Raw genomic sequence first — 22,493 nt, 5'->3', positions numbered from 1 at the left:
TTTTATTGACTTCTTCTCCAGGCCTTATGCGACGTGGACTTGCGGATTATTACCCTTCCGCAACCTCAATTTAACGTCAAAATCAACCCTTGTACTCAAAAGATTCCTTACTAAAATACTCACCATATAGCGTTTCTTTTATCGACAACCCCCTACATATAGTATTTATCCACAGAGTTAGTCACAACGGCCTTCTGTGGATAAACGGGGGATATTTTCTTTCACGGACAGGTAAAATCCACATGAATCAGAGTCTGCTGGTGACAAAGCGCGACGGGACCACCGAGCGCATCAATCTCGACAAAATCCATCGCGTACTGGATTGGGCGGCAGAAGGACTGAATAACGTTTCGATTTCCCAGGTAGAGCTGCGCTCCCATATCCAGTTCTATGACGGCATCAAAACCGCGGACATCCACGAAACCATTATTAAAGCCGCTGCGGATCTGATCTCCCGCGACGCACCGGATTACCAGTACCTCGCCGCGCGTCTGGCGATTTTCCATTTGCGTAAAAAAGCCTTCGGTCAGTTTGAGCCGCCGGCGCTCTACGATCACGTGGTGAAGATGGTCGAGAAAGGTAAATACGATCATCATCTGCTGGAAGACTACACGGAAGAAGAGTTCCAGCAGATGGACGGTTTCCTCGACCACTGGCGCGACATGAACTTCTCCTACGCAGCCGTTAAGCAGCTGGAAGGCAAGTATCTGGTACAAAACCGCGTCACCGGCGAAATTTATGAGAGCGCGCAGTTCCTCTATATTCTCGTCGCCGCTTGCCTGTTCTCGAACTATCCGCGCGAAACGCGTCTGGACTATATCAAGCGTTTCTACGACGCGGTGTCCACCTTTAAAATCTCGCTGCCGACGCCGATCATGTCCGGCGTGCGTACCCCAACCCGTCAGTTCAGCTCCTGCGTGCTGATCGAGTGCGGCGACAGCCTGGATTCCATCAACGCCACCTCCAGCGCGATTGTGAAATACGTTTCCCAGCGCGCCGGCATCGGCATCAACGCCGGGCGCATTCGCGCGCTGGGCAGCCCGATCCGCGGCGGCGAAGCCTTCCACACCGGCTGCATTCCATTCTACAAGCATTTCCAGACCGCGGTGAAATCCTGCTCGCAGGGCGGCGTGCGCGGCGGCGCGGCAACCCTCTTCTACCCAATGTGGCATCTGGAAGTGGAAAGCCTGCTGGTGCTGAAAAACAACCGTGGTACCGACGCCAACCGCGTTCGTCACATGGACTACGGGGTACAGATCAACAAGCTGATGTACACCCGTCTGCTGAAGGGCGGCGATATTACCCTGTTCAGCCCTTCCGACGTCCCGGGCCTGTATGACGCCTTCTTCGCCGATCAGGACGAGTTTGAGCGCCTGTACACCCAGTACGAGCAGGACGACAGCATTCGCAAGCAGCGTATTAAAGCCGTTGAGCTGTTCTCGCTGATGATGCAGGAGCGCGCCTCTACCGGCCGCATCTATATCCAGAACGTCGACCACTGTAACACCCACAGCCCGTTCGATCCGGTAGTCGCCCCGGTGCGTCAGTCTAACCTGTGCCTGGAGATTGCTCTGCCGACCAAACCGCTGGAAGATGTCAACGACGAAAACGGCGAAATCGCGCTGTGCACCCTGTCGGCCTTCAACCTCGGGGCTATCGACAGCCTCGACGAGCTGGAAGAGCTGGCGGTGCTGGCGGTGCGTGCTCTGGATGCGCTGCTCGACTATCAGGATTACCCCATCCCGGCGGCTAAACGCGGTGCGATGGGGCGTCGTACGCTGGGTATCGGCGTGATCAACTTCGCTTACTATCTGGCGAAGCATGGCAAACGCTACTCCGACGGCAGCGCCAACAACCTGACGCACAAAACGTTCGAAGCGATTCAGTACTATCTGCTGAAGGCCTCTAACGAGCTGGCTATCGAGCAAGGCGCCTGCCCGTGGTTCAACGAAACCACCTATGCGCAGGGCATCCTGCCGATCGATACCTATAAGAAAGATCTGGACGGCATCGTCAGCGAACCCCTGCACTACGACTGGGAAGCATTGCGCGAATCCATTAAAACCCACGGCCTGCGCAACTCCACGCTCTCCGCGCTGATGCCGTCCGAGACCTCGTCGCAGATCTCCAACGCCACCAACGGCATTGAGCCGCCGCGCGGCCACGTGAGTATCAAAGCGTCCAAGGACGGTATCCTGCGCCAGGTGGTGCCGGATTACGAAAACCTGCAGAACGCCTACGAGCTGCTGTGGGAGATGCCGAACAACGACGGTTATCTGCAGCTGGTGGGTATCATGCAGAAGTTTATCGACCAGTCGATCTCTGCCAACACTAACTACGATCCGACGCGCTTCCCGTCCGGAAAAGTGCCGATGCAGCAGTTGCTCAAAGACCTGCTCAACGCCTATAAATTCGGCGTCAAAACGCTGTACTATCACAACACCCGTGATGGCGCTGAAGACGCCCAGGATGACCTGGCCCCGTCCATCCAGGACGACGGCTGCGAAAGCGGCGCTTGTAAGATCTAAGGTATTTTTGCCGGGTAACGCTACGCTTACCCGGCCTACGTTTGTGTAGGCCCGGCCAACCCATTCCCGCCGGGCAATACAGTTCAACAGGACTCACTTCAATGGCATACACCACTTTTTCACAGACGAAAAACGATCAGCTGCTGGAACCTATGTTTTTTGGCCAGCCGGTTAACGTGGCCCGCTACGATCAGCAAAAATACGACATCTTTGAAAAGCTGATTGAAAAGCAGCTCTCCTTCTTCTGGCGCCCGGAAGAGGTTGACGTTTCCCGCGATCGCATCGACTACCAGGCGCTGCCGGAACATGAAAAACATATTTTCATCAGCAACCTGAAGTACCAGACGCTGCTCGACTCCATCCAGGGCCGTAGCCCGAATGTGGCGTTGCTGCCGCTGATCTCCATCCCGGAGCTGGAGACCTGGGTAGAAACCTGGGCCTTCTCCGAGACCATTCACTCGCGTTCGTACACTCACATCATCCGCAACATCGTCAACGACCCGGCGACCGTGTTCGACGACATCGTCACCAACGAGCAGATCCAGAAACGTGCGGAAGGCATCTCTCACTATTACGATTCGCTGATCGAGATGACCAGCTACTGGCATCTGCTGGGCGAAGGCACCCACACCGTCAACGGCAAAACCGTGACCGTGAATCTGCGCGAGCTGAAAAAGAAACTCTATCTGTGCCTGATGAGCGTTAATGCCCTGGAAGCGATCCGCTTCTACGTCAGCTTCGCCTGCTCCTTCGCCTTTGCCGAACGCAAACTGATGGAAGGCAACGCCAAAATTATCCGCCTGATCGCCCGCGATGAAGCGCTGCACCTGACCGGCACCCAGCATATGCTGAACCTGCTGCGCTCCGGCAGCGACGATCCGGAAATGGCGGAAATCGCCGAAGAGTGCAAGCAGGAGTGCTATGACCTGTTCGTGCTGGCGGCGCAGCAGGAGAAAGAGTGGGCGGACTACCTGTTCCGCGACGGCTCGATGATCGGCCTGAATAAAGATATTCTCTGCCAGTACGTCGAGTACATCACCAATATCCGCATGCAGGCGGTGGGCCTCGATCTGCCGTTCCAGACCCGCTCCAACCCGATCCCATGGATCAACACCTGGCTGGTCTCCGACAACGTTCAGGTGGCGCCGCAGGAAGTGGAAGTCAGTTCTTATCTCGTCGGCCAGATCGATTCTGAAGTCGATGCCGACGATCTGAGTAACTTCCAGCTGTAATGAAGCGGATCTTCCTGAAAATCTCTGACACTCGCCTTGAGTGTCAGGATGAACACCCTTCCCTGCTGGCGGCGCTGGAGTCGCATAATATCGACGTCGAATATCAGTGCCGCGAAGGCTACTGCGGCTCCTGCCGCACTCGCCTGGTCTCCGGCCAGGTTGACTGGCTGACCGAGCCGCTGGCCTTTATCCAGCCGGGAGAAATTTTGCCCTGCTGCTGCCGGGCGAAAGGCGATATTGAGATCGAGATGTAGTCTTGTCAGGTGGCGCTACGCTTACCTGACCTACTGTTCCAGGACCGGCCGTTTACGCACTGCCGCCCTGGGCTGCTGAAACTGCCGGTGTTGACGGCCTCAAAATCGCTGACACGTTCCCGGAAGGCCGGGGCAGCCCGCATGGATGCGGGCTGAGGGCCGTGTTTTGCATGGACGCTACCTCGGCCCGACCCGAAGCCTGCAGGGATAAGTCGAAGGGACCGCGCAGCGGCGATTTTGCTGGCCGGAGCCCGGGGGTACAGGGGGAGGCGGCGACTGGCCTCCCCCTGTGTGCTCCCTGCGCTATGAAAGGCATAACGCAGAAGAAATATCGGGAGCGCAATCTTCCAGGAAATAACATAGAACAAACGTTATTCCCGGGTCGAAATCGTTGCACGCCGAGAACAGTGTCAACAAAACCGCAGTTCGTACGCCGGGTAAGGCGTAGCCGCCACCCGGCTTTTTAGCGTTTCGCGTCCAGGAACTGCACCGCTTTATCCGGGAAATCGGTAAATAAGCCGTCGACGCCCGCCTGGTTATACAGTACGTCATAGAGCTGATTAACGTTAGTCGCGTACTCCGGCAACTGATCCGCGCGCACGGTGTACGGATGCACCTGCAGATGGCTGGCATGCGCCTCTTTCACCATTGCCGTCAGCTTCACCGCCCCCGGCTTCGAGCCTTCCGCTACCAGCATATGGTAATCCGGGCCGATACCGTCCGCGTACTGCGCAATCTGCGCCATCGCCCCTGGCTTGAACATCCAGTCATATCTGTAGTTCACCCACTTACCATCGGCCTGTTTCTGCTGGGTTTCATTCCAGTCGGTATAGGCGATGAGCTGCACCAGATTGAGATCCATCCCCATCTTCGGCTCCAGCTCATTTTTAATGCGTTTGAGCTCGTTGGCGTCAAAGCACTGCAGATAAACCTTATCCTGCTTGCTGGTATAGCCATATTCCTTCAGCACCTTCAATGTGCTGGCGGCAATATCTTTGCCTTCCTGGTGGTGGAACCACGGCGCTTTGATTTCCGGGTAGATACCGATGTTTTTGCCGGTTGAATGGTTCAGCCCCTGGACAAACTCAATCTCCTCTTCAAAGGTATGAATACGGAAATCGGATTTGCCCATCGGGAATCGCCCGGGATAGGTTTGCACGTTCTTACCATTTTTCGGCTCAAAACCTTCGGTAAACTTCAGCGACTTAATCTCGTCCAGGGTAAAGTCGATGGCGTAGAAACGGCCATCTTTACGCGCCCGCTGCGGGAAACGCTGCGCAACGTCAGTCACCCGATCGAGATAGTGGTCGTGTAACACCACCAGCCGGTCGTCTTTGGTCATCACCAGGTCTTGCTCAAGGTAATCCGCCCCCTGAGCGTAAGCCATCGCTTTCGCCGGCAGGGTATGTTCCGGCAGATACCCGCTGGCGCCGCGGTGGGCGATGACCATTTTATCAGCCGCTGTCGCACTGAAGCACAGCGCCGAACTGGACAGAATCATTCCGCTCATCAGCGCGGTAAGTTTCATTTTCATCGCCGCTCCTTAGGCTTGTTTCAGCTGTTGGTGATGGCGACGTTCACCGAGCATCACGATAACCAGCAGGATAACCGCCAGCACGCTACCGCCGATCATCACCATAAAGCCGCCGTCCCAGCCGAAGAAATCGACGGTGTAGCCGACGATAGCGCTCGCGGCCACGGAACCGCCAAGATAGCCGAACAGGCCGGTGAAGCCCGCGGCGGTCCCGGCGGCTTTTTTCGGCGCCAGCTCGAGGGCATGCAGACCAATCAGCATCACCGGGCCGTAGATCAGGAAGCCAATGATGATCATACAGGCCATATCGACGCCCGGATTACCCGGCGGGTTCAGCCAATAAACGACAGTGGCGATGGTCACCAGGGTCATAAAGAACACGCCGGTGGCGCCGCGGTTGCCTTTAAACACTTTGTCCGACATCCAGCCGCACAGCAGCGTGCCCGGGATCCCCGCGTACTCGTACAGGAAATAGGCCCAGGAGGATTTATCCAGCGCGAAGTGTTTAACTTCTTTCAGGTAGGTCGGCGACCAGTCGAGAATGCCGTAGCGCAGCAGATAAACGAAGACGTTAGCGATAGCGATGTACCACAGCAGCTTGTTCGGCAGAATGTATTGCATAAAGATCTGCTTCGCCGTCAGCTCTTCTTCGTGCTTTTCGCTGTAATCGTCCGGGTAGTCGTTTTTATATTCTTCAATCGGCGGCAGACCGCAGGACTGCGGGGTGTCGCGCATCATCGCAAAGGCGAAAATCGCCAGCAGAATGGCGCCGAATGCCGGCATATACAGCGCCGCGTGCCAGTCGTTAAACCACGCCATCCCTAACAGGAACAGCAGCGGCGGAATGCCGCCGCCGACGTTATGCGCGCAGTTCCACACCGAGACAATCCCGCCGCGCTCTTTCTGCGACCACCAGTGCACCATGGTCCGGCCGCACGGCGGCCAGCCCATCCCCTGGAACCAGCCGCAGAGGAACAGCAGCACGAACATTATCATGATGCTGGACGTCGCCCACGGCACGAAGCCCATCACCAGCATCACCAGCGCGGCGAGGATCAAGCCAGCCGGCAGGAAAATGCGCGGATTCGAGCGGTCAGAGACCGATCCCATGATGAATTTCGAAAATCCATAGGCGATGGAGATACCGGAAAGGGCGAAGCCGAGGTCGCCACGAGAGAACCCCTGCTCGATAAGATAAGGCATCGCCAGGGCAAAGTTCTTACGAACCAAATAGTAGGCGGCATAACCAAAAAAGATGCCAATAAAAATCTGCCAGCGTAATCGGCGATATAGCGGGTCAATCTCCGCAGCTGGCAAACGCGCTTTATGCGCGGCGGGTTTAAAAATACTTAACATATCAGCCTCCGTGGCCCTTGCTGTTTTCTACTGACGTCACGACAAAATCCCAGATTAATCACCAACTTCAAATATGGTCGCGATGGTAGGCAATACGTAGAGTTGATACTGTGAAACATCGCACAATTTGTTACAGAAATATGACAAAACGTTCCAATGTGAGCACGAAATCACATAACACGCTCAAATAACGCGCGAATATGCTCGAAATCAAACAATAACCTTACTAATTGTGGCTAAATGGCGTTAAACGAAAGCAGAGGAGTTGAAGATGACGGGACGTCTTGATAGCGAGGTCATTATCATCGGCGGCGGAGCAACCGGCGCCGGTATCGTCCGCGACTGCGCCCGGCGCGGATTACGAACGCTGCTCATTGAGCGCCATGATATCGCCACCGGGGCGACCGGCCGGAATCATGGACTGCTGCACAGCGGCGCCCGCTACGCGGCGACCGACAACGAATCCGCCCGCGAATGCATCAGTGAGAACCGCATCCTGCGCCGCATCGCCCGCCACTGTATTGAACCGACCAATGGGCTGTTTATCACCCTGCCTGAAGATGACCTGGCATGGCAGCAAACCTTTATCGACGCCTGTCAGCAGGCTGGCATAGAGGCCACGCCGCTCTCGCCGCAGGAAGCGCTGCGCCGGGAGCCCGCCGTCAACCCGACGCTGCTGGGCGCGGTGCAGGTCCCGGACGGTACCATCGACCCGTTTCGCCTCACCGCGGCCAATATGCTCGACGCCCGCGAACACGGCGCGCAGATCCTTACCGGCTGCGAAGTAACAGGCCTGCTGCGCCGGGGCGATCGCGTCTGCGGCGTCCAGGTATACGACCGCCAACTTCACCAGGCCCGCACTCTGTACGCCGGGATGGTGGTTAACGCCGCCGGGATCTGGGGGCAGCGTATTGCGGAATATGCCGACCTGCGCATCACCATGTTCCCGGCGAAGGGATCGCTGCTGATCCTCGATCATCGGATTAACAACCTGGTGATCAACCGCTGCCGTAAGCCGGCCGACGCCGATATTCTGGTGCCCGGCGATACCATCTCGCTGATCGGCACTACCTCAATGCATATTCCTTATGACGAAATTGACGACAACCGGGTAACAGCGGCGGAGGTCGATACCCTGCTGCGCGAAGGGGAAAAGCTGGCGCCGGTCATGGGCCGCACCCGGATCCTCCGCGCCTACTCCGGCGTCCGCCCGCTGGTGGCCAGCGATAACGAACCCAGCGGGCGCAGCGTCAGCCGCGGCATCGTCCTGCTCGACCATGCCCAGCGTGACGGTATGGAAGGCTTCATTACCATCACCGGCGGCAAGCTGATGACCTATCGCCTGATGGCCGAGTGGGCCACCGACGCCGTCTGTCGTAAGCTGGGAAACACCACCCCCTGTACCACGGCCGAAGCCCCGCTGCCCGGTTCACAGGAGCCAACGGAAAGTACCCTGCAAAAGATAATCTCCCTCCCCACCCCGCTGCGCGGCTCGGCCGTCTACCGTCACGGCGATCGCACCCCGTCCTGGCTTGGCGACAGCCGCCAGCACCGTAGCCTGGTCTGCGAATGTGAAGCCGTCACTGCCGGTGAAGTGGAATACGCGGTGGAAAACCTGGCGGTCAACACCCTGCTCGACCTGCGCCGCCGCACCCGGATTGGCATGGGGACCTGTCAGGGGGAACTCTGCGCCTGCCGCGCTGCCGGACTGCTGCAGCGCTTTAACGTCACCACGCCCGCGCAGTCGTTAACCCAGCTATCGGAATTTCTCAATGAACGCTGGAAGGGCGTGCAGCCCATCGCCTGGGGCGATGCGCTGCGCGAAAGCGAATTCACCCGCTGGGTCTACCTCGGCCTGTGCGGATTGCCACAGGAGCACCGGGATGAAGTTTGATTGCGCGATTATCGGCGGCGGGCTCGCCGGCCTGCTGTGCGGGCTGGCCCTGAATCAGCACGGCCTGCGCAGCGTCATCATCAGCCGCGGGCAGAGCGCGCTGCATTTTTCCTCCGCGTCGTTAGACCTGCTCTCGGCGCTGCCCAACGGCGATAACGTCACTGACGTCGCACAAGGTCTGCAGCAGCTCGCTGAACAGCTTCCTGAACACCCTTATTCCCGTCTCGGCGCCGAGGCGGTGCTCGAATACGCGACGCAGACCGAAGCCCTGCTGGCCGCCTGCGGCGCGGTGATGCAGGGCGATGCGCGCCGGCCGCACCGGCGGGTAACGCCGCTGGGGACGTTGCGCCCGGCATGGCTGTCGCCCCTTGAGGTGCCTGTCGCGCCCCTGCCGTCGCAGGGCGCCTGTCTGGTGGGGATCAGCGGCTTTGCTGATTTTCAGCCGCATCTCGCCGCCGCCGCGCTCGGTCAACACGGAGTTACCGCCGCGGCGGTGGAAATCGAGTTACCGCTGCTGGATGTGCTGCGTGACAACCCGACCGAGTTTCGCGCCGCCAATATCGCCCGCGTCCTGGATGATGAGAATATGTGGCCGGCCCTGCATGCAGCGCTGCTACCGCTGGCGCAGCAGTATGACCTGCTGATCATGCCCGCCTGTTTTGGCCTCGCCGACGATCGCCTGTACCACTGGCTGCAGGCGCGTCTACCCTGCCCGCTGCGTCTGCTGCCGACGCTGCCGCCTTCGGTTCCCGGGATGCGTTTGCATTCTCAGCTGCAACGCCAGTTCATTCGCGAGGGCGGCGCCTGGCTCGCAGGCGATGAGGTGGTGAAAATCAGCCATCGACAGGACGCCGTCGAGGCGGTCTGGACGCGCAATCACGGCGATATTGCGCTGCGTCCGCGCTTTACCGTGCTGGCCAGCGGCAGCTTTTTCAGCAACGGTCTTGTCGCCACTCGCGATAGCGTGCGCGAGCCGATCCTCGGCCTCGACCTTCACCAGACCCTGCCACGGGAAAGCTGGTACCAGCGCGATTTCTTCGCCTCACAACCGTGGCAGCGCTTCGGCGTGAAAACCGATGCCCTGCTGCGCCCCCTGCTGGGCGGGCAGCCGTTCCATAATCTGTTCGCCATCGGCTCATTGCTCGGCGGGTTCGATGCCATTCAGCTCGGCTGTGGCGGCGGCGTCTGCGCCGTTACCGCGCTGCACGCCGCCAGACAGATCCACGCCCTTGCCGGAGGCCGGCCATGAACGATACCCGTTTTGAAAGCTGCATTAAGTGCACGGTCTGTACCACCACCTGCCCGGTAAGTCGGGTCAATCCGCGCTATCCCGGCCCGAAACAAGCGGGGCCGGACGGCGAACGCCTGCGTCTGAAGGATGGCGCGCTGTACGACGAGGCGCTGAAGTACTGCATTAACTGCAAGCGCTGCGAGGTCGCCTGCCCGTCGGATGTGAAAATTGGCGATATCATTCAACGCGCCCGGGCACAGTACGGCCAGCAAAAGCCGACCCTGCGCGACGCCATCCTCAGCCATACCGACCTGATGGGTACCCTTTCCACCCCCTTTGCCCCCCTGGTCAACGCCGCCACCGGCTTAAAACCGGTGCGCCGTCTGCTCGACGCGACGCTCAACATCGATCACCGGCGTACGCTGCCGAAATATGGTTTCGGCACCTTCCGCCGCGCTTACCGCCAGCTCGCCGCCCGTCAGAAGCAGTACAGCGAACAGGTGGCTTTCTTTCATGGCTGCTACGTCAACTATAACCATCCACAGTTGGGTAAAGATCTGATTCGCGTCGTCAACGCGCTGGGTACCGGGGTGCAGTTGTTATCAAAAGAAAAATGCTGCGGCGTACCGCTGATCGCCAACGGTTTTTTCGACAAGGCGCGTAAGCAGGCGCAGAGCAACGTCGCCGCGATGCGGGAAAACACGCTACCGATCATTGCCACCTCCTCGACCTGCGCCTTTACGCTACGTGATGAATACCCCCATCTCCTCGATGTCGATAACAGCGATCTTCGCGATCGCGTCGAGCTTGCCACCCGCTGGATCTGGAAACAGCTGGCTGCCGGCAGGACGCTACCGCTGCGCCCGCTGCCGCTGAAGGTGGTCTATCACACCCCGTGTCATATGGAAAAGATGGGCTGGTCGCTGTATACCCTCGAGCTGCTGCGGCTGATCCCCGGCCTGCAGCTGGAGGTGCTGGATTCACAGTGCTGCGGCATCGCAGGCACCTACGGGTTTAAAACTGAGAATTACGCGGTATCACAGGCTATCGGCGCCCCGCTGTTCCGTCAGATTGAGGAGAGCGGGGCCGACCTCGTCGTCACCGACTGCGAGACCTGCAAATGGCAGATTGAGATGTCCACCAGCAAACGCTGCGAGCATCCGCTGACGGTGCTGGCGCAGGCGCTCGTCTGAGCCCAGCGCCAGCCTGTGCCGTCAATAGCTCGTTTTCTCTTGCGGCTGGGCGCTGGCAGATTTAAACATCGCCAGCCGGCGGTCCAGCGCCTGGGTATACAGCATGGTATCCACCCCGACGGCGACAAAGTTGGCCCCCCAGGCAAGACATTTTTCCGCCATCGCCGGGTCGACCGCCAGAAATCCGGCCGCTTTCCCCGCCGCGCGAATGCGCCGGATGCTCTGCTCGATCACCCGCTGCACGTCAGGGTGACCGGCATCGTCCGGGTAGCCCAGCGAGGCGGAGAGATCCGCCGGACCGATGAACACCCCGTCAATGCCGTCCACCTCGAGAATAGCGTCCAGGTTCTCCAGCGCGGTTCGGCTCTCGACCTGAATCAGCAGACAAAGTTCGTCATTTGCCTCCGCCATATAATTCTCCACCCTTCCCCAGCGCGCCGCTCTCGCCACGCCGGCGCCAACGCCGCGGCTCCCGATGGGGGGATAACGGGTCGCTGAGACCACCTCCCGAGCCTGCTCGGCGGTATCGACCATCGGCACCAGCAAGGTTCTGGCGCCAATATCCAGCACCTGTTTTATCAGGCTGCGGTTGCCCTCGACCGGGCGAATGACCGGCTGGCTGGCATAGGGGGCAATCGCCTGCAGCTGATGATAAAGGTCCTGAATAGTGTTCGGGGCATGCTCGCCGTCGATCAGCAGCCAGTCGTATCCCGACGTCGCAGCGATCTCCGCCATGTAGGATGAGGTGGAGCTCAGCCACAGGCCGATTTGCGTCTCACCGCGTAATAATCCCCGTTTGAAGGGGTTAGATAACAGTGCGTTCATAGCGATTCCTTTATTCAATGCTGTACGCTGCCGCGCTGGGGTACCGCGCGGGTAAGGCTCAATGAAAAGATAATGACCACCCCGACAATGGCGACGCCGGCCAGGGTTAACAGTCCGGCGGCGCTGCTGGCGAACAACGTTTCGGCCTGCACGCGCACGATCGGCGCCAGAAAACCACCGATGGCGCCAAACAGGTTAACAAAGCCAATCCCTGCGGCCAGCGCCGTGCCGGACAGCAGCTGCGTCGGCATCGTCCAGAAGACCGGCTGCACGGCGATCACCCCGACCGCCGCCACGCACAGCGCGATGATAGCCAGCACCGGCGCCACCAGTCCGGACACTGCAATCCCGACCGCCGCCGCCAGCAGCGTCAGGGCGGCAATATTGCGTCGCTCGCCGGTGCGATCGGAGTAGCGAGGGATAAGCCAGGTGCCAAACAGCGCCGCCACCCACGGGATGGCCGTCACCACCGAGGCAACGAAGCCGACTTTGGTGCCCAGCAGCGCAGCAACCTGGGTGGGCAGGAAGAAAATCAGACCATAGACCGCCACCTGAATGGTCAGATAAATCAGCGCCAGCTGCCAGACCCGCCCGTTACGCAGCGCATCGGACAGGCGCGAGGCAATCTTTTTCTCCTCCTCGCGCGCCAGCTCGCTTATCAGCGCCTGTTTCTCCGCTGCGCTCAGGAAGCGGGCATGCTGCGGCGAATCGTCCAGCCAGAAGAAGGTGAACGCTCCCGCGGCGACGGCGAGCAGGCCTTCAATGACAAACATCCAGAACCAGCCGGGATGGCCCATAAATCCATGCATCTCCAGCAGCGCACCGGATAAAGGCGATCCCAGCGTCAGGGCCACCGGCGCGCCCATATAAAACAGCCCCATAATGCTGGCGCGGTTTTGCTGGGGAAACCACTGTGAAGTGAGGTAGATCATTCCGGGAAAGAAGCCCGCCTCCGCCGCGCCCAGCAGGGTACGTACCAGCAGGAATTTCGCTTCCGTATCCGCCCACGCCATCGCCGCCGACAGCACGCCCCACAGCAGCGTGGTGCAGCCGATCCATCGCCTGGCGCCAAATGTGCGCATCAGCAGATTGGCCGGCACCCCGAGGAAGGCATAGACCACAAAGAAGATACCGGCCCCCAGCGCGTAGGCCTCATTGCTGAGTCCGGTATCCAGCTGGTAGGTCTCTTTGGCGAAACCGATATTAGAACGGTCAAGAAACGCCAGCACGTACAGCGCCAGCATAAAGGGGATTAAGCGGGCGCGGTTTTTCTTCACCACGCTCTCCAGCAGAGTGTTGCTCATCATAATATCCTCAGGCGCGGGCCGCCGGGCGGCCCGACGCAATCAGTGTTGATAAGGACGCTTCAGGTTGCAGTCGCGATTGAGCTCGACGCCAAAGCCGGGTTTATCCAGGACCGATTTATGAATGCGCCCTCTCTCCGGCACCGGCTCGCCGAGCAGGATCGGGTCGAACTGCGGGCGCAGCGTGGCGCAGTCCGGACTGGTCATCAGAAACTCACTGAACGGCGTGTTGGTGAAGGTGATCACCGCATGATGTGAGTAAACCGACGAGCCGTGGGGCACTACCAGCTGCCCGCGCGCTTTGGCGATGGCCGCGATCTCCACCAGGGTGGTTAAGCCGCCGCACCAGCCGACGTCGGGCTGCATAATATCGATGCCGGTTTCCGACAGGGTGCGGAAGGACTGCAGCGTGCCGTGGTGCTCGCCGCTGGTCACCATCATCCCGGCAGGCGCCTGGCGCTTCAGCTCGCGATAGCCTTCATACTGCTGCGGCGGCAGGCACTCTTCGATCCACTTGAGGTTATAAGGGGCGCAGGCATGGGCAAGTTTGGTGGCATAGTTAACGTCCTGGCTCATCCAGCAGTCCAGCATTAACCAGAAATCCGGGCCGCATTTTTCGCGCATATCCGCCACCATGGCGACGTCTTTGCGGATCCCGGCGTCGCCATCGTGCGGCCCCCAGTGGGTAGGCATTTTGCCGCCGATAAAGCCCATCTCCTGCGCCAGGTCCGGACGTGCGCCGGTGGCATAGAACTGGATTTCGTCGCGCACCGCCCCACCCAACAGTTTGTAGACCGGCAGGCCAACCACTTTCCCGAACAGGTCCCACAGCGCCAGGTCGACACAGGAGATGGTATTCATCACCAGGCCGCCGGATCCCGCGTAGTAAAGGGTGGCGTTAAGCATCTGGTCATGGATCAGTTTGATATCGCTGACGCATTTGCCTTCGATAAAGCGGTTGAGATGTTTTTCGACGATAAAGCAGCCCATCTCCCCGGCCGTCGACACCGCAAAGCCGGTCTGTCCGTTGTCGGCTTCCACTTCCACAATCAGCGTGCCCAGCACGTTGATGCCAAACGACTGCCGGGACTGCTCATACTGTTTATATTTGCTCATCGGGGTGGCGATATGATCGTCAATCCAGTGGTTAGCCCCCTGGTCATGGTAATCGCCGCCGCCGGCGCCCTGCTCTGCTGTGGCGCCGCCGATGAACCAGGCGCGGACGTGTTTAATTTTCGGTAGGGTCATGATGTTCTCCTTATGATGAGGCGAGTTGTTCGAAGGGGCTTTTCCACCCCAGCAGACGTGAAATATCTTTCGCGCAGGCAATCGCCTTACCAGCCAGGTAATCGCGATTGTCTTCATTGATTTGCAGACGGGTACCCACCACCGAGATGGCGGCGGTCAGGTCGTTATTGGCGTTAAATACCGGGGCAGCCACGCAGCGCACATCCGGATAGTCCTCGCCATTATCAAAGCTCCAGCCCCGGGCGCGGATCCGCCCCAGCTCCTCCCGCAGCTGTTGAGCATCGGTGATGGTCGTTGGCGTGGCCCGCTCCCACTGTAGGTCTTCGATAATCGACGCCTGAACGCTGGCGGGCTGCCAGGCCAGCAAACATTTGCCGATCCCGGAGCGGTAAAGAGACAGGCTCTTACCCTCATGCGAGCGCACGCTGATGGTGGCGGGAGACTCAATTTTCAGAATGTAGTAGGCGTTACCCTGATCGATAATGCCCAAGTGACAAAGCAGGCCGCACTCATCCATCAGCCGGGTGAGGCGCGGCCGCGCCAGCTCGCGCAGGTCCATTTTGCTCAGCGCCTGCCCGGCCAGCTCCACCAGCTTGGTCCACAGGCAGTAGTTATCCTGATTATCCATACTGATGAAGCGCTGCTTTTTCAGCTCGCCCAGCAGCAGATACACCGTGCTTTTCGGGATCCCCAGCTCCGCTATTATCGTCGCCGCGCTGCCGGGGCCGATGCGGCCAATTAAATTGAGGATCTCAATCGCGCGGGTCAGCGCCGGGACTTTCGTTGATTCCAACATACTGGACTCCAATCCTGAATACTGGAATCAGTGTTGCGATTGTCCGGGCGGTAAAGTGTGAGCGACATCGCGGGGCAATCGTTTTCCCGTATACTGGACCGTTCGCAGCAGAAAATTGCGACTTAACGCACAGAATTTTTTCAGAAGAGTACAACAGGTTGGACGACCGGCGCCCCGAGGATACGGTGCGCCGGGGGGAATGACTTACAGCGAGAGGGAATCCACCACGTTAATCCAGCCATGTTCGCTGGCCAGCGGTTGGCCATTCAGCCAGCGACGCAGCATGTTTAACGCCATCATAGCGCAGACTTCCTGGCGTACCGCCAGGCTGTGGCGGGTGGCGCTAAACTTCACCCGCAGTGCGAAGGTGCCGTCCGGGGTGGCCAGGGCCACGTTAAGATGATCGTTTTCCTGACCGCTCACCGCCAGAGCCAGGCCGGCAAAATGGTTTATGCGCCGCTCGGCCGCCCAGCGGGCCGCCTGCGCCAGCGTCTCCTCCTGCGCCGGAACGACTTCGCTGGCCAGCAGCGGCGCGCCGGCGCGGGACAGCTGGAGCGCCAGCAGGCCGCCGGTAAACTGCTCGCTGAGCGTCAGGCTCAGCTGCCGCTCCTGCAGACAGCGGGCGATCTGCGCCGGTAACCCTTCCGTGCCTTCGAAAATCAGGCTGTCGCCAGCCACCTTACGCACCTCCGGCCACAGGGCCAGCATGGCATCGAGCTGGTTGGCCGGTCCGGTTAGCTTGAGTTCAATGATCGGCATCGACGAGCGGTAACCCATCACCACGCCCGGAGGCAGCGTCAGCGGATTAAGACTTTGCGCCAGCTCGCTCTCCGAGCGGCCAAAGGTGGTCATACGCAGGCATACCGGCGGGTCCGGCAGCGTAAAGCGCTGGCGCAGGCGCGGTAAAATTTCCTGCTCGACCATCACCTTAAATTCAGAGGGGACCCCGGGAGTGAAAAACATCAGGCAGCGGTTGAGCTGGATGGCAAAGCCACAGGCCGTACCGACCGGGTTGTTGATCATCTCAGCGCTGGCCGGGATTTCCGCCTGCTTACGGTTGCTTTCCGCCATCGGCCTGCCGCGCTCGGCAAAAAAGCGGGTCATGGTTTCCAGCCACTCCGGATGCAAAATAAGCCCTTCGCCTTTCGCAGTGGCGGCGGCCAGCGCGCTCAGGTCGTCGCTGGTTGGGCCGAGGCCGCCGTTGACGATCAGCACATCCGCCTGTTCGCTGCGTTCGCGCAGAATCGCCACCAGCGCATCGAGATCGTCGCCAACGGTATTGCGGCGCGTTAACGGTAAACCCTGATTAAAAAAGAAATCCGCCAGCCATGCCGCATTGGTATCAACGATTTGACCATGCAACACTTCATCGCCGGTGGACAGCATTTCCACATTCAACATTGCTCACTCCTTGCCTGCCAGGTGAGAAATACTATAACGCAAAGCGGGATGCTGACGAGGAGGAAAATCTGGCGCAGCAAGAAGATGCCGCGCCGGAAGAGATTAGAAGCTGGCGCTGGCGCCGATGTATGGGCCGTCGGCGATGGTGTTATCGCGGTTGCCATCTTTGCCCGCCAGGTTCAGGTAACGGTAGCCGGCCTGGATGCTAAGCGGACGCATAATGGTCCAGCTGGCGCCGACGTTGGCTTCCTGGTAGCTATCAATGCCGCTGGAGAGCGAATCCGGAGAGTAGTAATAATCGCCGTACAGGCGGAAGCTGTCGCCGATTTTCCACTGCAGGCCGCCGCCGACCGCGGCCGCATAACCTTCATCGCCCTGTTTCGGATTGGTGTAAATACCTTTACCACCCACGGTCGCGAGGAACGGCCCCAGCGGAATATTGAGTCCCAGGCCTAAACCCGCGGCGTCGCCGTCGTTATCGCTGTGCAGCCAGTTACCCGAAACGGCCAGGCCGGTGGACTCGGTGCCGAAGCCGACGCCAAGGTTGGTGTAATGCTCGCCGGCTTCACCGGTAACGCTAATCGCATGGGCCGCCGAAGAAACCATCATCACGCCCGCCAGCGCCATAAAAATGCTTTTTTTCATTATTTACTCTATCCAGAAAATTAAAATCAAAGAAGTCCCGAAAAAACCTGAAAATTCTACTGCGCACCCATCAGGAATCAATGACCTGGCGAAATGAATTTTCACAAGAGTGTAACCAGTTGCGTATTTTTACGGCATCGAGCGTTGCCAGAACCACGAACAGCCTATTCAACGCCAGTAATATTCATGTTTATTATGATTAACGCTGACACATTGACGAAAACAGAGAGCTGGCGCCGCACGATCGGCGCGGCGCGGGTGGATAAGGGAATAATTAATGCTGCAGCCGGGCCAGACATTCCGGGGCGAGGCCGGTCAGTTCCGCCACCAGCGACAGGTCGAGTCCGTTAGCAAGCATCGCCCGGGCGATACGCTCCGCGGTCTGCTGCTCACCTTGCTCGATACCTTGTTCGATACCTTGCTGTAGACCTTGTTCAAGACCTTGCTTTAATCCTTGCTGATGGCCGCGTTGTTCCAGAAACTGGGCAATATTCATTAGCGTCTCCTTATGCGGCCGCCGGGGGACGTTTTGCGCAAGATGGCGCAAAAAAGCAACCGGATCGGCGGCGTTTCCTGCCTGTAATAAATAGTGCAACAGCGTTTTAAGCTGCCTGCGGCTAGTGTATCCCAGCGCCAGGAGCCTGACCAGCTGCTCATGCAGGTCCATCAAATCCCGCTGGCGAATATGCTTCTGTAGCAGCTCCAGCATCGCCACGCGCCGATGGCGCATGATTTCATCGTCCGGGGTGCTAGTGATATCAATTAAGGGAAAATCTTCACCATAGATCCGCCGCGCGATGTCCGGATCGGCAAAGCCTGCCAGCCAGCACATCGGGTAAGGCCAGGGAGAAACGCGACCATGATAAAACAGCAGCGGGATCACCAGCGGCAGCTGCGTATGCCCTTTATCCAGATGACGCTGCATCGCGGCTATCGCATAGCGCATCAGGCGAAATGCCATATGGCGGTCCGCCGAGCTTTGGTGCTCTATCAACAGATAGATATAGCCCTCCCCCGCCTGCGTTTGCAGCGAGTAAAGGATATCGGAATGACTCGCCCGCAGTTCGTCGTCAATAAAGCTCCCGGACTCCAGCCGCAGCGTGTTCAGATTACATAACGCGCGCAGCGGTGCGGGAAGGTGAATGTCCAGAAAATCCCTGGCCGTCGCCCGATGCGACAGCAGGTGTTTAAATACAGCATCGTGGGGGGAATTCGTCGCCCTTTCCATGGCGGTGCTCCATACAATCATTTTCGCTTAACGTAGCACTCAACAAGACCTGAACTGTATTTCGCTTGCAGTTTACCGAGGCGGCTCGCAAACTATTTCACCAGCATACCGCCCCATCCCTCTGCAGGAGAAAACCCATGCGCCACAGGACGATTGTTTGCCCGCTGATCGAGAATGAAGGCCATTATCTGCTTTGCAAAATGGCCGCCGACCGCGGGGTTTTTCCCGGGCAATGGGCCTTATCCGGCGGCGGCGTGGAGCCAGGGGAACGTATTGAAGAGGCGCTGCGGCGGGAAATACGCGAAGAGCTCGGCGAAAAACTCATCCTTACCCATATCGCGCCATGGTGCTTTCGCGACGATACCCGCGTCAAAACCTACCCCGACGGGCATCAGGAAACGATCTACATGATCTATCTCATCTTCGACTGCGTGAGCGCCAATCGCGATGTGACGATCAACGAGGAGTTTGACGATTACGCCTGGGTCAAAGCCGAAGATCTCAAAAACTACGATCTTAATGCCGCCACCCGCGTTACTCTCAGCCTGAAAGGGCTACTTTAGTCCAGCATACCGCGTTCAACCCACCCGGCGTTATGCCGCGGGATAATGCGGGTGGCTACGATACGGTCGCATGCGTCTGCTGCCTGACCCACTCGCACAGCGCCCGGCGCGAAATCTTAATCCCGCCGTTTTTTAACGTTTCCGGCAACCGCAGCCAACGCACCGGCTGCTGAAAACGCGCTAACCGCTCAGCGCTCCATGCCGCCAGCGCGCTCAACTCGCAGCCGTCATCGCATTCCACCACCGCTACCGGGCGCTGGCCGTATTCCGCATCATCCAGCGGCACGATAAACACCTGCTGTACCTGTGGATGGGCGAGTATCACACGCTCGACCTCTTCCGGTTGAATACCTTCTCCACCGCTAAAAAAGAGGTTATCCAGTCGCCCAACAACCGTCAGCCGACCGTTATGCAATGCTCCGCGATCGCGCGTCGCAAACCAACCTTCATTGTTGGTTAATGACAACAATTGACCATCCCGCCAGTAGCCTGCGGCCATACTCGACGCCCGCAGCCAGATCTCTCCGGCGACAATTTTCACCTCTCGCCCCGGCAGCGCTTCGCCAACATCCGCAGCGCCGTCGGCCTCTTTGGCACACACGGTGGAGGCGAATTCGGTGAGGCCATAGCCGCAGAAGCTGCGTATGCCCTGCTTTCGCGCCCGTTCAGTCAATTCGACCGGGATCGACGCGCCGCCGAGCAGCACCGCCTTGAGGGAAACCGCAGCATCATCATTCAGCAGGCGCCATAGCTGAGTCGGCACCAGCGAAGCATGGGTACAGCCGTGCAGCATCTGCGCCAGCGGCTGTTTGTCACGTACCGTGAGTCGCGCGCCGGCCAGCAGCCAGCGCCAGACGATCCCCTGACCGGAGACATGGAACAACGGCAGCGACAGCAGCCAGTCATCTCCTGCGGCAAACGGCATCAGCGCCAGCACGCCAGCCGCGCTGGCCAGATGGGCGTTGGCGCTATGTACCGCCGCTTTCGGCAGGCCGGTTGAACCGGAGGTCAACGTCATCGACACCAACCGATCGCCATGCCAACAAACGGCACAAGCGCCTTCTGCCGCCTGCAGAGTTAACGCCGGTAAATTCCCCGGCAGCGTATCACCGTTAAGCACCAGCTGATGCTGCATGGTTAACGCGGGTAACAACGCCTGCAGCAACACCGCTGGCAGCTGCGGATTCAGCGGCAGCACCCGCGCCCCGCACTGTAGCAGCGCCAGCCATGCCAGCAGAGTTTCCGGCTGGTTATAGGCCCGGAGCGCCACTCCCTGCCCTTCCATTACGCCCTGCGCGGCAAAACCAGACGCCAGCGCGTCAACCCGCGCGCATAGCTCCCGCCAGGTCAGCGGCTGGTTATTCAGACGTAAGGCGAGGGCCTCTCCGCGCCGCTGACGCCAGTGCCGCCAGGGCCAGTCGTTAAAGGTCACAGCAGCGGCTCCAGCGCATCAATGTTGAGCACCGGCAGCGCACTTTCGGGCCACGGCCGTACCAGCTGGGCGCCCATCAGCGCCAGCGTATCCAGCCCAGGAATAGTCTGCGGCGTCAGCCAGGCGGCAATCCGCGCCAGCTGGGTTAAGCCGAGACTGGACTCGATCGACGAACTGATCACTACGCTCAACCCCAGCGCATGCGCCGCGGCGACCTGTTGCTGCACCTTCTGCAAACTGCCGGTTAGCGTCGGTTTGATCACCACCGCACGCACCCCCGGCTCGGCGACAAAGCAGAAATCCGCCTCGCGCAGGCTTTCATCCCAGGCGATAGCGATCCCTGTCTCGCGGCTAAAGGCCCGAGAATCCTCCCGCGTTTTGCAAGGTTCTTCAAGAAAAGCAATGCGCTGGCGGTACGCCGGATTAACGTATTTGGCGAACTGTTGCGCTTTGAGCGGCGTCCAGGCGCGGTTGGCATCGAGCCGCAGCTGCAGGTCGGGGATCGCCTCCAGCAGCAGATTGACCACCATACCGTCGCGGACCGCCTCCCAGAGGCCAACTTTGACCTTAGCGACCTTCTCGCCGGGCATCGCCGCCAGTCTGGCGAATAGCTCATCCGGATCGCCGGAGCAGAGCGGCGCCGCGCGATAATCCGCGGCCTGCGGTAGTTCGCCGCCAAGCTCCGCCTGCGCGCAGCTGATGCCAAACGCGACGGAGGGCTGCGTGGGAAGCGGCGGCTCGGCGCCGTCGCGCCAGGCCTGTGCCCACGCTAACAGCGCCATTTGCGCCTCTTCCAGCGTCTCGACACTGAATCCCGGCAGGGGAGAAATTTCGCCCCAGCCTTCGCGTTCCCCCTCCTGCAGGCGGATGAACAGCCCGTCGCGGGTTTTTAACCGCCGCTCGCGCAGCACCACGCCCGCGTCCATCGGTATCTGCCAGCGGTAAACCTGCGAAACGCGCATTATGGATTCCGTTTAAATTTGCTGAAGTCCGGCTGACGTTTCTGGTTGAAGGCGTTGCGTCCTTCCTGCCCCTCTTCCGTCATATAGAACAGCATGGTGGCGTTGCCCGCCAGCTCCTGCAGACCAGCCTGGCCGTCGCAGTCGGCGTTCAGCGCCGCTTTCAGGCAGCGCAAGGCCATCGGGCTGTTCTGCAGCATTTCACGACACCAGCGCACGGTCTCTTTTTCCAGATCCGCCAGCGGTACCACGGTATTCACCAGCCCCATGTCCAGCGCCTGCTGAGCGTCATACTGGCGGCACAGGAACCAGATTTCGCGCGCTTTTTTCTGCCCGACGATCCGCGCCATATAGGAGGCGCCCCAGCCGCCGTCGAATGAGCCGACTTTTGGCCCGGTCTGGCCGAAGATGGCGTTTTCCGCCGCGATAGTCAGATCGCACATCATATGCAGCACGTGACCGCCGCCGATAGAGTAGCCGGCCACCATCGCGACCACCGGTTTCGGGCAGGTGCGGATCTGACGCTGGAAGTCGAGCACGTTAAGATGATGAACGCCGGAGTCGTCCTGATAGCCGCCGTAGTCGCCGCGGACTTTCTGGTCGCCGCCGGCGCAGAAGGCTTTCTCACCTTCACCGGTCAGCACGATGACGCCGATATTGTCGTCATAGCGGGCATCCGCCAGCGCCTGGATCATCTCTTTGACGGTCAGCGGGCGGAAGGCGTTGCGCACCTGCGGACGATTAATGGTGATTTTGGCAATCCCGTCAGTCGATTTGTGATAGCGAATATCGGTATAGCCTTCGGAGCAATCGTGCCATTCAACGGGGGCGTAGAGCATTGCTTCATCAAGAGAGATCATAGAATGTCCT

The 22,493-nt window shown here is 59.4% G+C and carries 19 protein-coding genes; 7 read left to right on the top strand and 12 right to left on the bottom strand.

Annotated elements, in window-relative coordinates; genetic code table 11:
- Positions 1 to 242 precede the first annotated feature (242 nt).
- From nrdA to yfaE, 3 genes are all read left to right on the top strand, one after another.
- On the top strand, positions 243 to 2,528 hold the full coding sequence (gene nrdA / locus OHJ17_RS07795; protein ID WP_002913016.1) for a class 1a ribonucleoside-diphosphate reductase subunit alpha: 2,286 nt from the start codon (positions 243 to 245) through the stop codon (positions 2,526 to 2,528).
- Between the two features lie 101 nt (positions 2,529 to 2,629).
- The gene (gene nrdB, locus OHJ17_RS07790; protein WP_004140835.1) at positions 2,630 to 3,760 is read left to right on the top strand and encodes a class Ia ribonucleoside-diphosphate reductase subunit beta; all 1,131 of its coding nucleotides are present in this window, start codon (positions 2,630 to 2,632) and stop codon (positions 3,758 to 3,760) included.
- Entirely contained in the window at positions 3,760 to 4,014 is a 255-nt protein-coding gene (gene yfaE, locus OHJ17_RS07785) for a class I ribonucleotide reductase maintenance protein YfaE (RefSeq protein WP_002913017.1), read from the top strand. Before nrdB ends, yfaE begins: the two co-directional genes overlap by 1 nt.
- Before the next feature lie 463 nt (positions 4,015 to 4,477).
- On the opposite strand, the gene glpQ is transcribed toward yfaE, so the two are convergent.
- Together glpQ and glpT are read right to left on the bottom strand one after the other, a co-directional pair.
- Positions 4,478 to 5,548, bottom strand: coding sequence for a glycerophosphodiester phosphodiesterase (gene glpQ / locus OHJ17_RS07780; RefSeq protein ID WP_023287858.1), 1,071 nt, complete (start codon positions 5,546 to 5,548; stop codon positions 4,478 to 4,480).
- Between the two features lie 9 nt (positions 5,549 to 5,557).
- Complete coding sequence (glpT, locus tag OHJ17_RS07775) at positions 5,558 to 6,904, bottom strand: glycerol-3-phosphate transporter (RefSeq protein WP_002913019.1); 1,347 nt, start codon at positions 6,902 to 6,904, stop codon at positions 5,558 to 5,560.
- Positions 6,905 to 7,175: 271 nt separating this feature from the next.
- On the opposite strand from glpT, the gene glpA reads away from it, so the two are divergent.
- From glpA to glpC, 3 genes are read left to right on the top strand one after another with little or no spacing between them, the layout of a single operon-like run.
- Positions 7,176 to 8,798, top strand: coding sequence for an anaerobic glycerol-3-phosphate dehydrogenase subunit A (gene glpA, locus OHJ17_RS07770; protein ID WP_032433345.1), 1,623 nt, complete (start codon positions 7,176 to 7,178; stop codon positions 8,796 to 8,798).
- Positions 8,788 to 10,047, top strand: a complete 1,260-nt coding sequence (glpB, locus tag OHJ17_RS07765; protein WP_009307387.1) for a glycerol-3-phosphate dehydrogenase subunit GlpB — start codon at positions 8,788 to 8,790, stop codon at positions 10,045 to 10,047. Before glpA ends, glpB begins: the two co-directional genes overlap by 11 nt.
- Positions 10,044 to 11,222: an anaerobic glycerol-3-phosphate dehydrogenase subunit GlpC gene (gene glpC / locus OHJ17_RS07760; RefSeq protein ID WP_002913041.1), complete on the top strand. Its 1,179-nt coding sequence runs from the start codon at positions 10,044 to 10,046 to the stop codon at positions 11,220 to 11,222. Before glpB ends, glpC begins: the two co-directional genes overlap by 4 nt.
- Before the next feature lie 21 nt (positions 11,223 to 11,243).
- Here the strand turns inward: glpC and yfaU are convergent, their stop codons facing one another.
- The 7 genes from yfaU to OHJ17_RS07725 form a co-directional block, all read right to left on the bottom strand.
- A complete protein-coding gene (gene yfaU, locus OHJ17_RS07755) occupies positions 11,244 to 12,047 on the bottom strand; it encodes a 2-keto-3-deoxy-L-rhamnonate aldolase (RefSeq protein WP_002913043.1) in 804 nt (267 codons plus the stop codon).
- Positions 12,048 to 12,061: 14 nt separating this feature from the next.
- Positions 12,062 to 13,351 (bottom strand): MFS transporter, encoded by a 1,290-nt coding sequence (locus OHJ17_RS07750; protein WP_267303355.1) that lies wholly within the window; start codon positions 13,349 to 13,351, stop codon positions 12,062 to 12,064.
- Between the two features lie 42 nt (positions 13,352 to 13,393).
- Entirely contained in the window at positions 13,394 to 14,599 is a 1,206-nt protein-coding gene (gene rhmD, locus OHJ17_RS07745) for an L-rhamnonate dehydratase (RefSeq protein ID WP_004175029.1), read from the bottom strand.
- A gap of 10 nt (positions 14,600 to 14,609) precedes the next feature.
- The gene (locus OHJ17_RS07740) at positions 14,610 to 15,395 is read right to left on the bottom strand and encodes an IclR family transcriptional regulator (protein WP_250950002.1); all 786 of its coding nucleotides are present in this window, start codon (positions 15,393 to 15,395) and stop codon (positions 14,610 to 14,612) included.
- A gap of 204 nt (positions 15,396 to 15,599) precedes the next feature.
- Positions 15,600 to 16,796, bottom strand: a complete 1,197-nt coding sequence (locus OHJ17_RS07735; protein ID WP_023287861.1) for a nicotinamide mononucleotide deamidase-related protein YfaY — start codon at positions 16,794 to 16,796, stop codon at positions 15,600 to 15,602.
- 102 nt (positions 16,797 to 16,898) lie between these two features.
- On the bottom strand, positions 16,899 to 17,441 hold the full coding sequence (locus tag OHJ17_RS07730) for a YfaZ family outer membrane protein (RefSeq protein ID WP_002913070.1): 543 nt from the start codon (positions 17,439 to 17,441) through the stop codon (positions 16,899 to 16,901).
- A gap of 274 nt (positions 17,442 to 17,715) precedes the next feature.
- Entirely contained in the window at positions 17,716 to 18,669 is a 954-nt protein-coding gene (locus OHJ17_RS07725) for an Rpn family recombination-promoting nuclease/putative transposase (protein ID WP_023287862.1), read from the bottom strand.
- A gap of 137 nt (positions 18,670 to 18,806) precedes the next feature.
- Between OHJ17_RS07725 and nudI the strand changes: the two genes are divergently transcribed.
- Entirely contained in the window at positions 18,807 to 19,232 is a 426-nt protein-coding gene (nudI, locus tag OHJ17_RS07720) for a nucleoside triphosphatase NudI (protein WP_004184975.1), read from the top strand.
- Positions 19,233 to 19,287: 55 nt separating this feature from the next.
- Here nudI and menE read toward each other — a convergent pair whose 3' ends face one another.
- From menE to menB, 3 genes are read right to left on the bottom strand one after another with little or no spacing between them, the layout of a single operon-like run.
- Positions 19,288 to 20,664 carry an o-succinylbenzoate--CoA ligase gene (gene menE, locus OHJ17_RS07715; RefSeq protein WP_023287863.1) on the bottom strand — a complete coding sequence of 459 codons (1,377 nt, stop codon included), beginning with the start codon at positions 20,662 to 20,664 and terminating at the stop codon, positions 19,288 to 19,290.
- Positions 20,661 to 21,626 (bottom strand): o-succinylbenzoate synthase, encoded by a 966-nt coding sequence (gene menC / locus OHJ17_RS07710; RefSeq protein ID WP_014907164.1) that lies wholly within the window; start codon positions 21,624 to 21,626, stop codon positions 20,661 to 20,663. Before menC ends, menE begins: the two co-directional genes overlap by 4 nt.
- Positions 21,626 to 22,483: a 1,4-dihydroxy-2-naphthoyl-CoA synthase gene (gene menB, locus OHJ17_RS07705; protein WP_002913098.1), complete on the bottom strand. Its 858-nt coding sequence runs from the start codon at positions 22,481 to 22,483 to the stop codon at positions 21,626 to 21,628. The genes menC and menB overlap by 1 nt, the downstream gene beginning before the upstream one ends.
- Between the last annotated feature and the right edge of the window lie 10 nt (positions 22,484 to 22,493).

This window comes from Klebsiella sp. KP20-425-1, assembly GCF_025813515.1.
GTDB classification, from domain to species: Bacteria; Pseudomonadota; Gammaproteobacteria; order Enterobacterales; family Enterobacteriaceae; genus Klebsiella; species Klebsiella pneumoniae.
Note: the sequence above shows the minus strand (reverse complement) of the source record. Positions and strands in the feature narration are given on the sequence as shown.

Coding starts and splice junctions, on each gene's coding strand:
- nrdB (WP_004140835.1), top strand. CDS start 2,630: ATGGCATACACCACTTTTTCACAGACGAAAAACGATCAGCTGCTGGAA.
- OHJ17_RS07735 (WP_023287861.1), bottom strand. CDS start 16,796: ATGTTGAATGTGGAAATGCTGTCCACCGGCGATGAAGTGTTGCATGGT.
- OHJ17_RS07725 (WP_023287862.1), bottom strand. CDS start 18,669: ATGGAAAGGGCGACGAATTCCCCCCACGATGCTGTATTTAAACACCTG.
- menB (WP_002913098.1), bottom strand. CDS start 22,483: ATGATCTCTCTTGATGAAGCAATGCTCTACGCCCCCGTTGAATGGCAC.
- glpT (WP_002913019.1), bottom strand. CDS start 6,904: ATGTTAAGTATTTTTAAACCCGCCGCGCATAAAGCGCGTTTGCCAGCT.
- glpA (WP_032433345.1), top strand. CDS start 7,176: ATGACGGGACGTCTTGATAGCGAGGTCATTATCATCGGCGGCGGAGCA.
- nrdA (WP_002913016.1), top strand. CDS start 243: ATGAATCAGAGTCTGCTGGTGACAAAGCGCGACGGGACCACCGAGCGC.
- nudI (WP_004184975.1), top strand. CDS start 18,807: ATGCGCCACAGGACGATTGTTTGCCCGCTGATCGAGAATGAAGGCCAT.
- glpB (WP_009307387.1), top strand. CDS start 8,788: ATGAAGTTTGATTGCGCGATTATCGGCGGCGGGCTCGCCGGCCTGCTG.
- menC (WP_014907164.1), bottom strand. CDS start 21,626: ATGCGCGTTTCGCAGGTTTACCGCTGGCAGATACCGATGGACGCGGGC.
- OHJ17_RS07750 (WP_267303355.1), bottom strand. CDS start 13,351: ATGAGCAACACTCTGCTGGAGAGCGTGGTGAAGAAAAACCGCGCCCGC.
- glpC (WP_002913041.1), top strand. CDS start 10,044: ATGAACGATACCCGTTTTGAAAGCTGCATTAAGTGCACGGTCTGTACC.
- yfaE (WP_002913017.1), top strand. CDS start 3,760: ATGAAGCGGATCTTCCTGAAAATCTCTGACACTCGCCTTGAGTGTCAG.
- glpQ (WP_023287858.1), bottom strand. CDS start 5,548: ATGAAAATGAAACTTACCGCGCTGATGAGCGGAATGATTCTGTCCAGT.
- OHJ17_RS07730 (WP_002913070.1), bottom strand. CDS start 17,441: ATGAAAAAAAGCATTTTTATGGCGCTGGCGGGCGTGATGATGGTTTCT.
- yfaU (WP_002913043.1), bottom strand. CDS start 12,047: ATGAACGCACTGTTATCTAACCCCTTCAAACGGGGATTATTACGCGGT.
- OHJ17_RS07740 (WP_250950002.1), bottom strand. CDS start 15,395: ATGTTGGAATCAACGAAAGTCCCGGCGCTGACCCGCGCGATTGAGATC.
- rhmD (WP_004175029.1), bottom strand. CDS start 14,599: ATGACCCTACCGAAAATTAAACACGTCCGCGCCTGGTTCATCGGCGGC.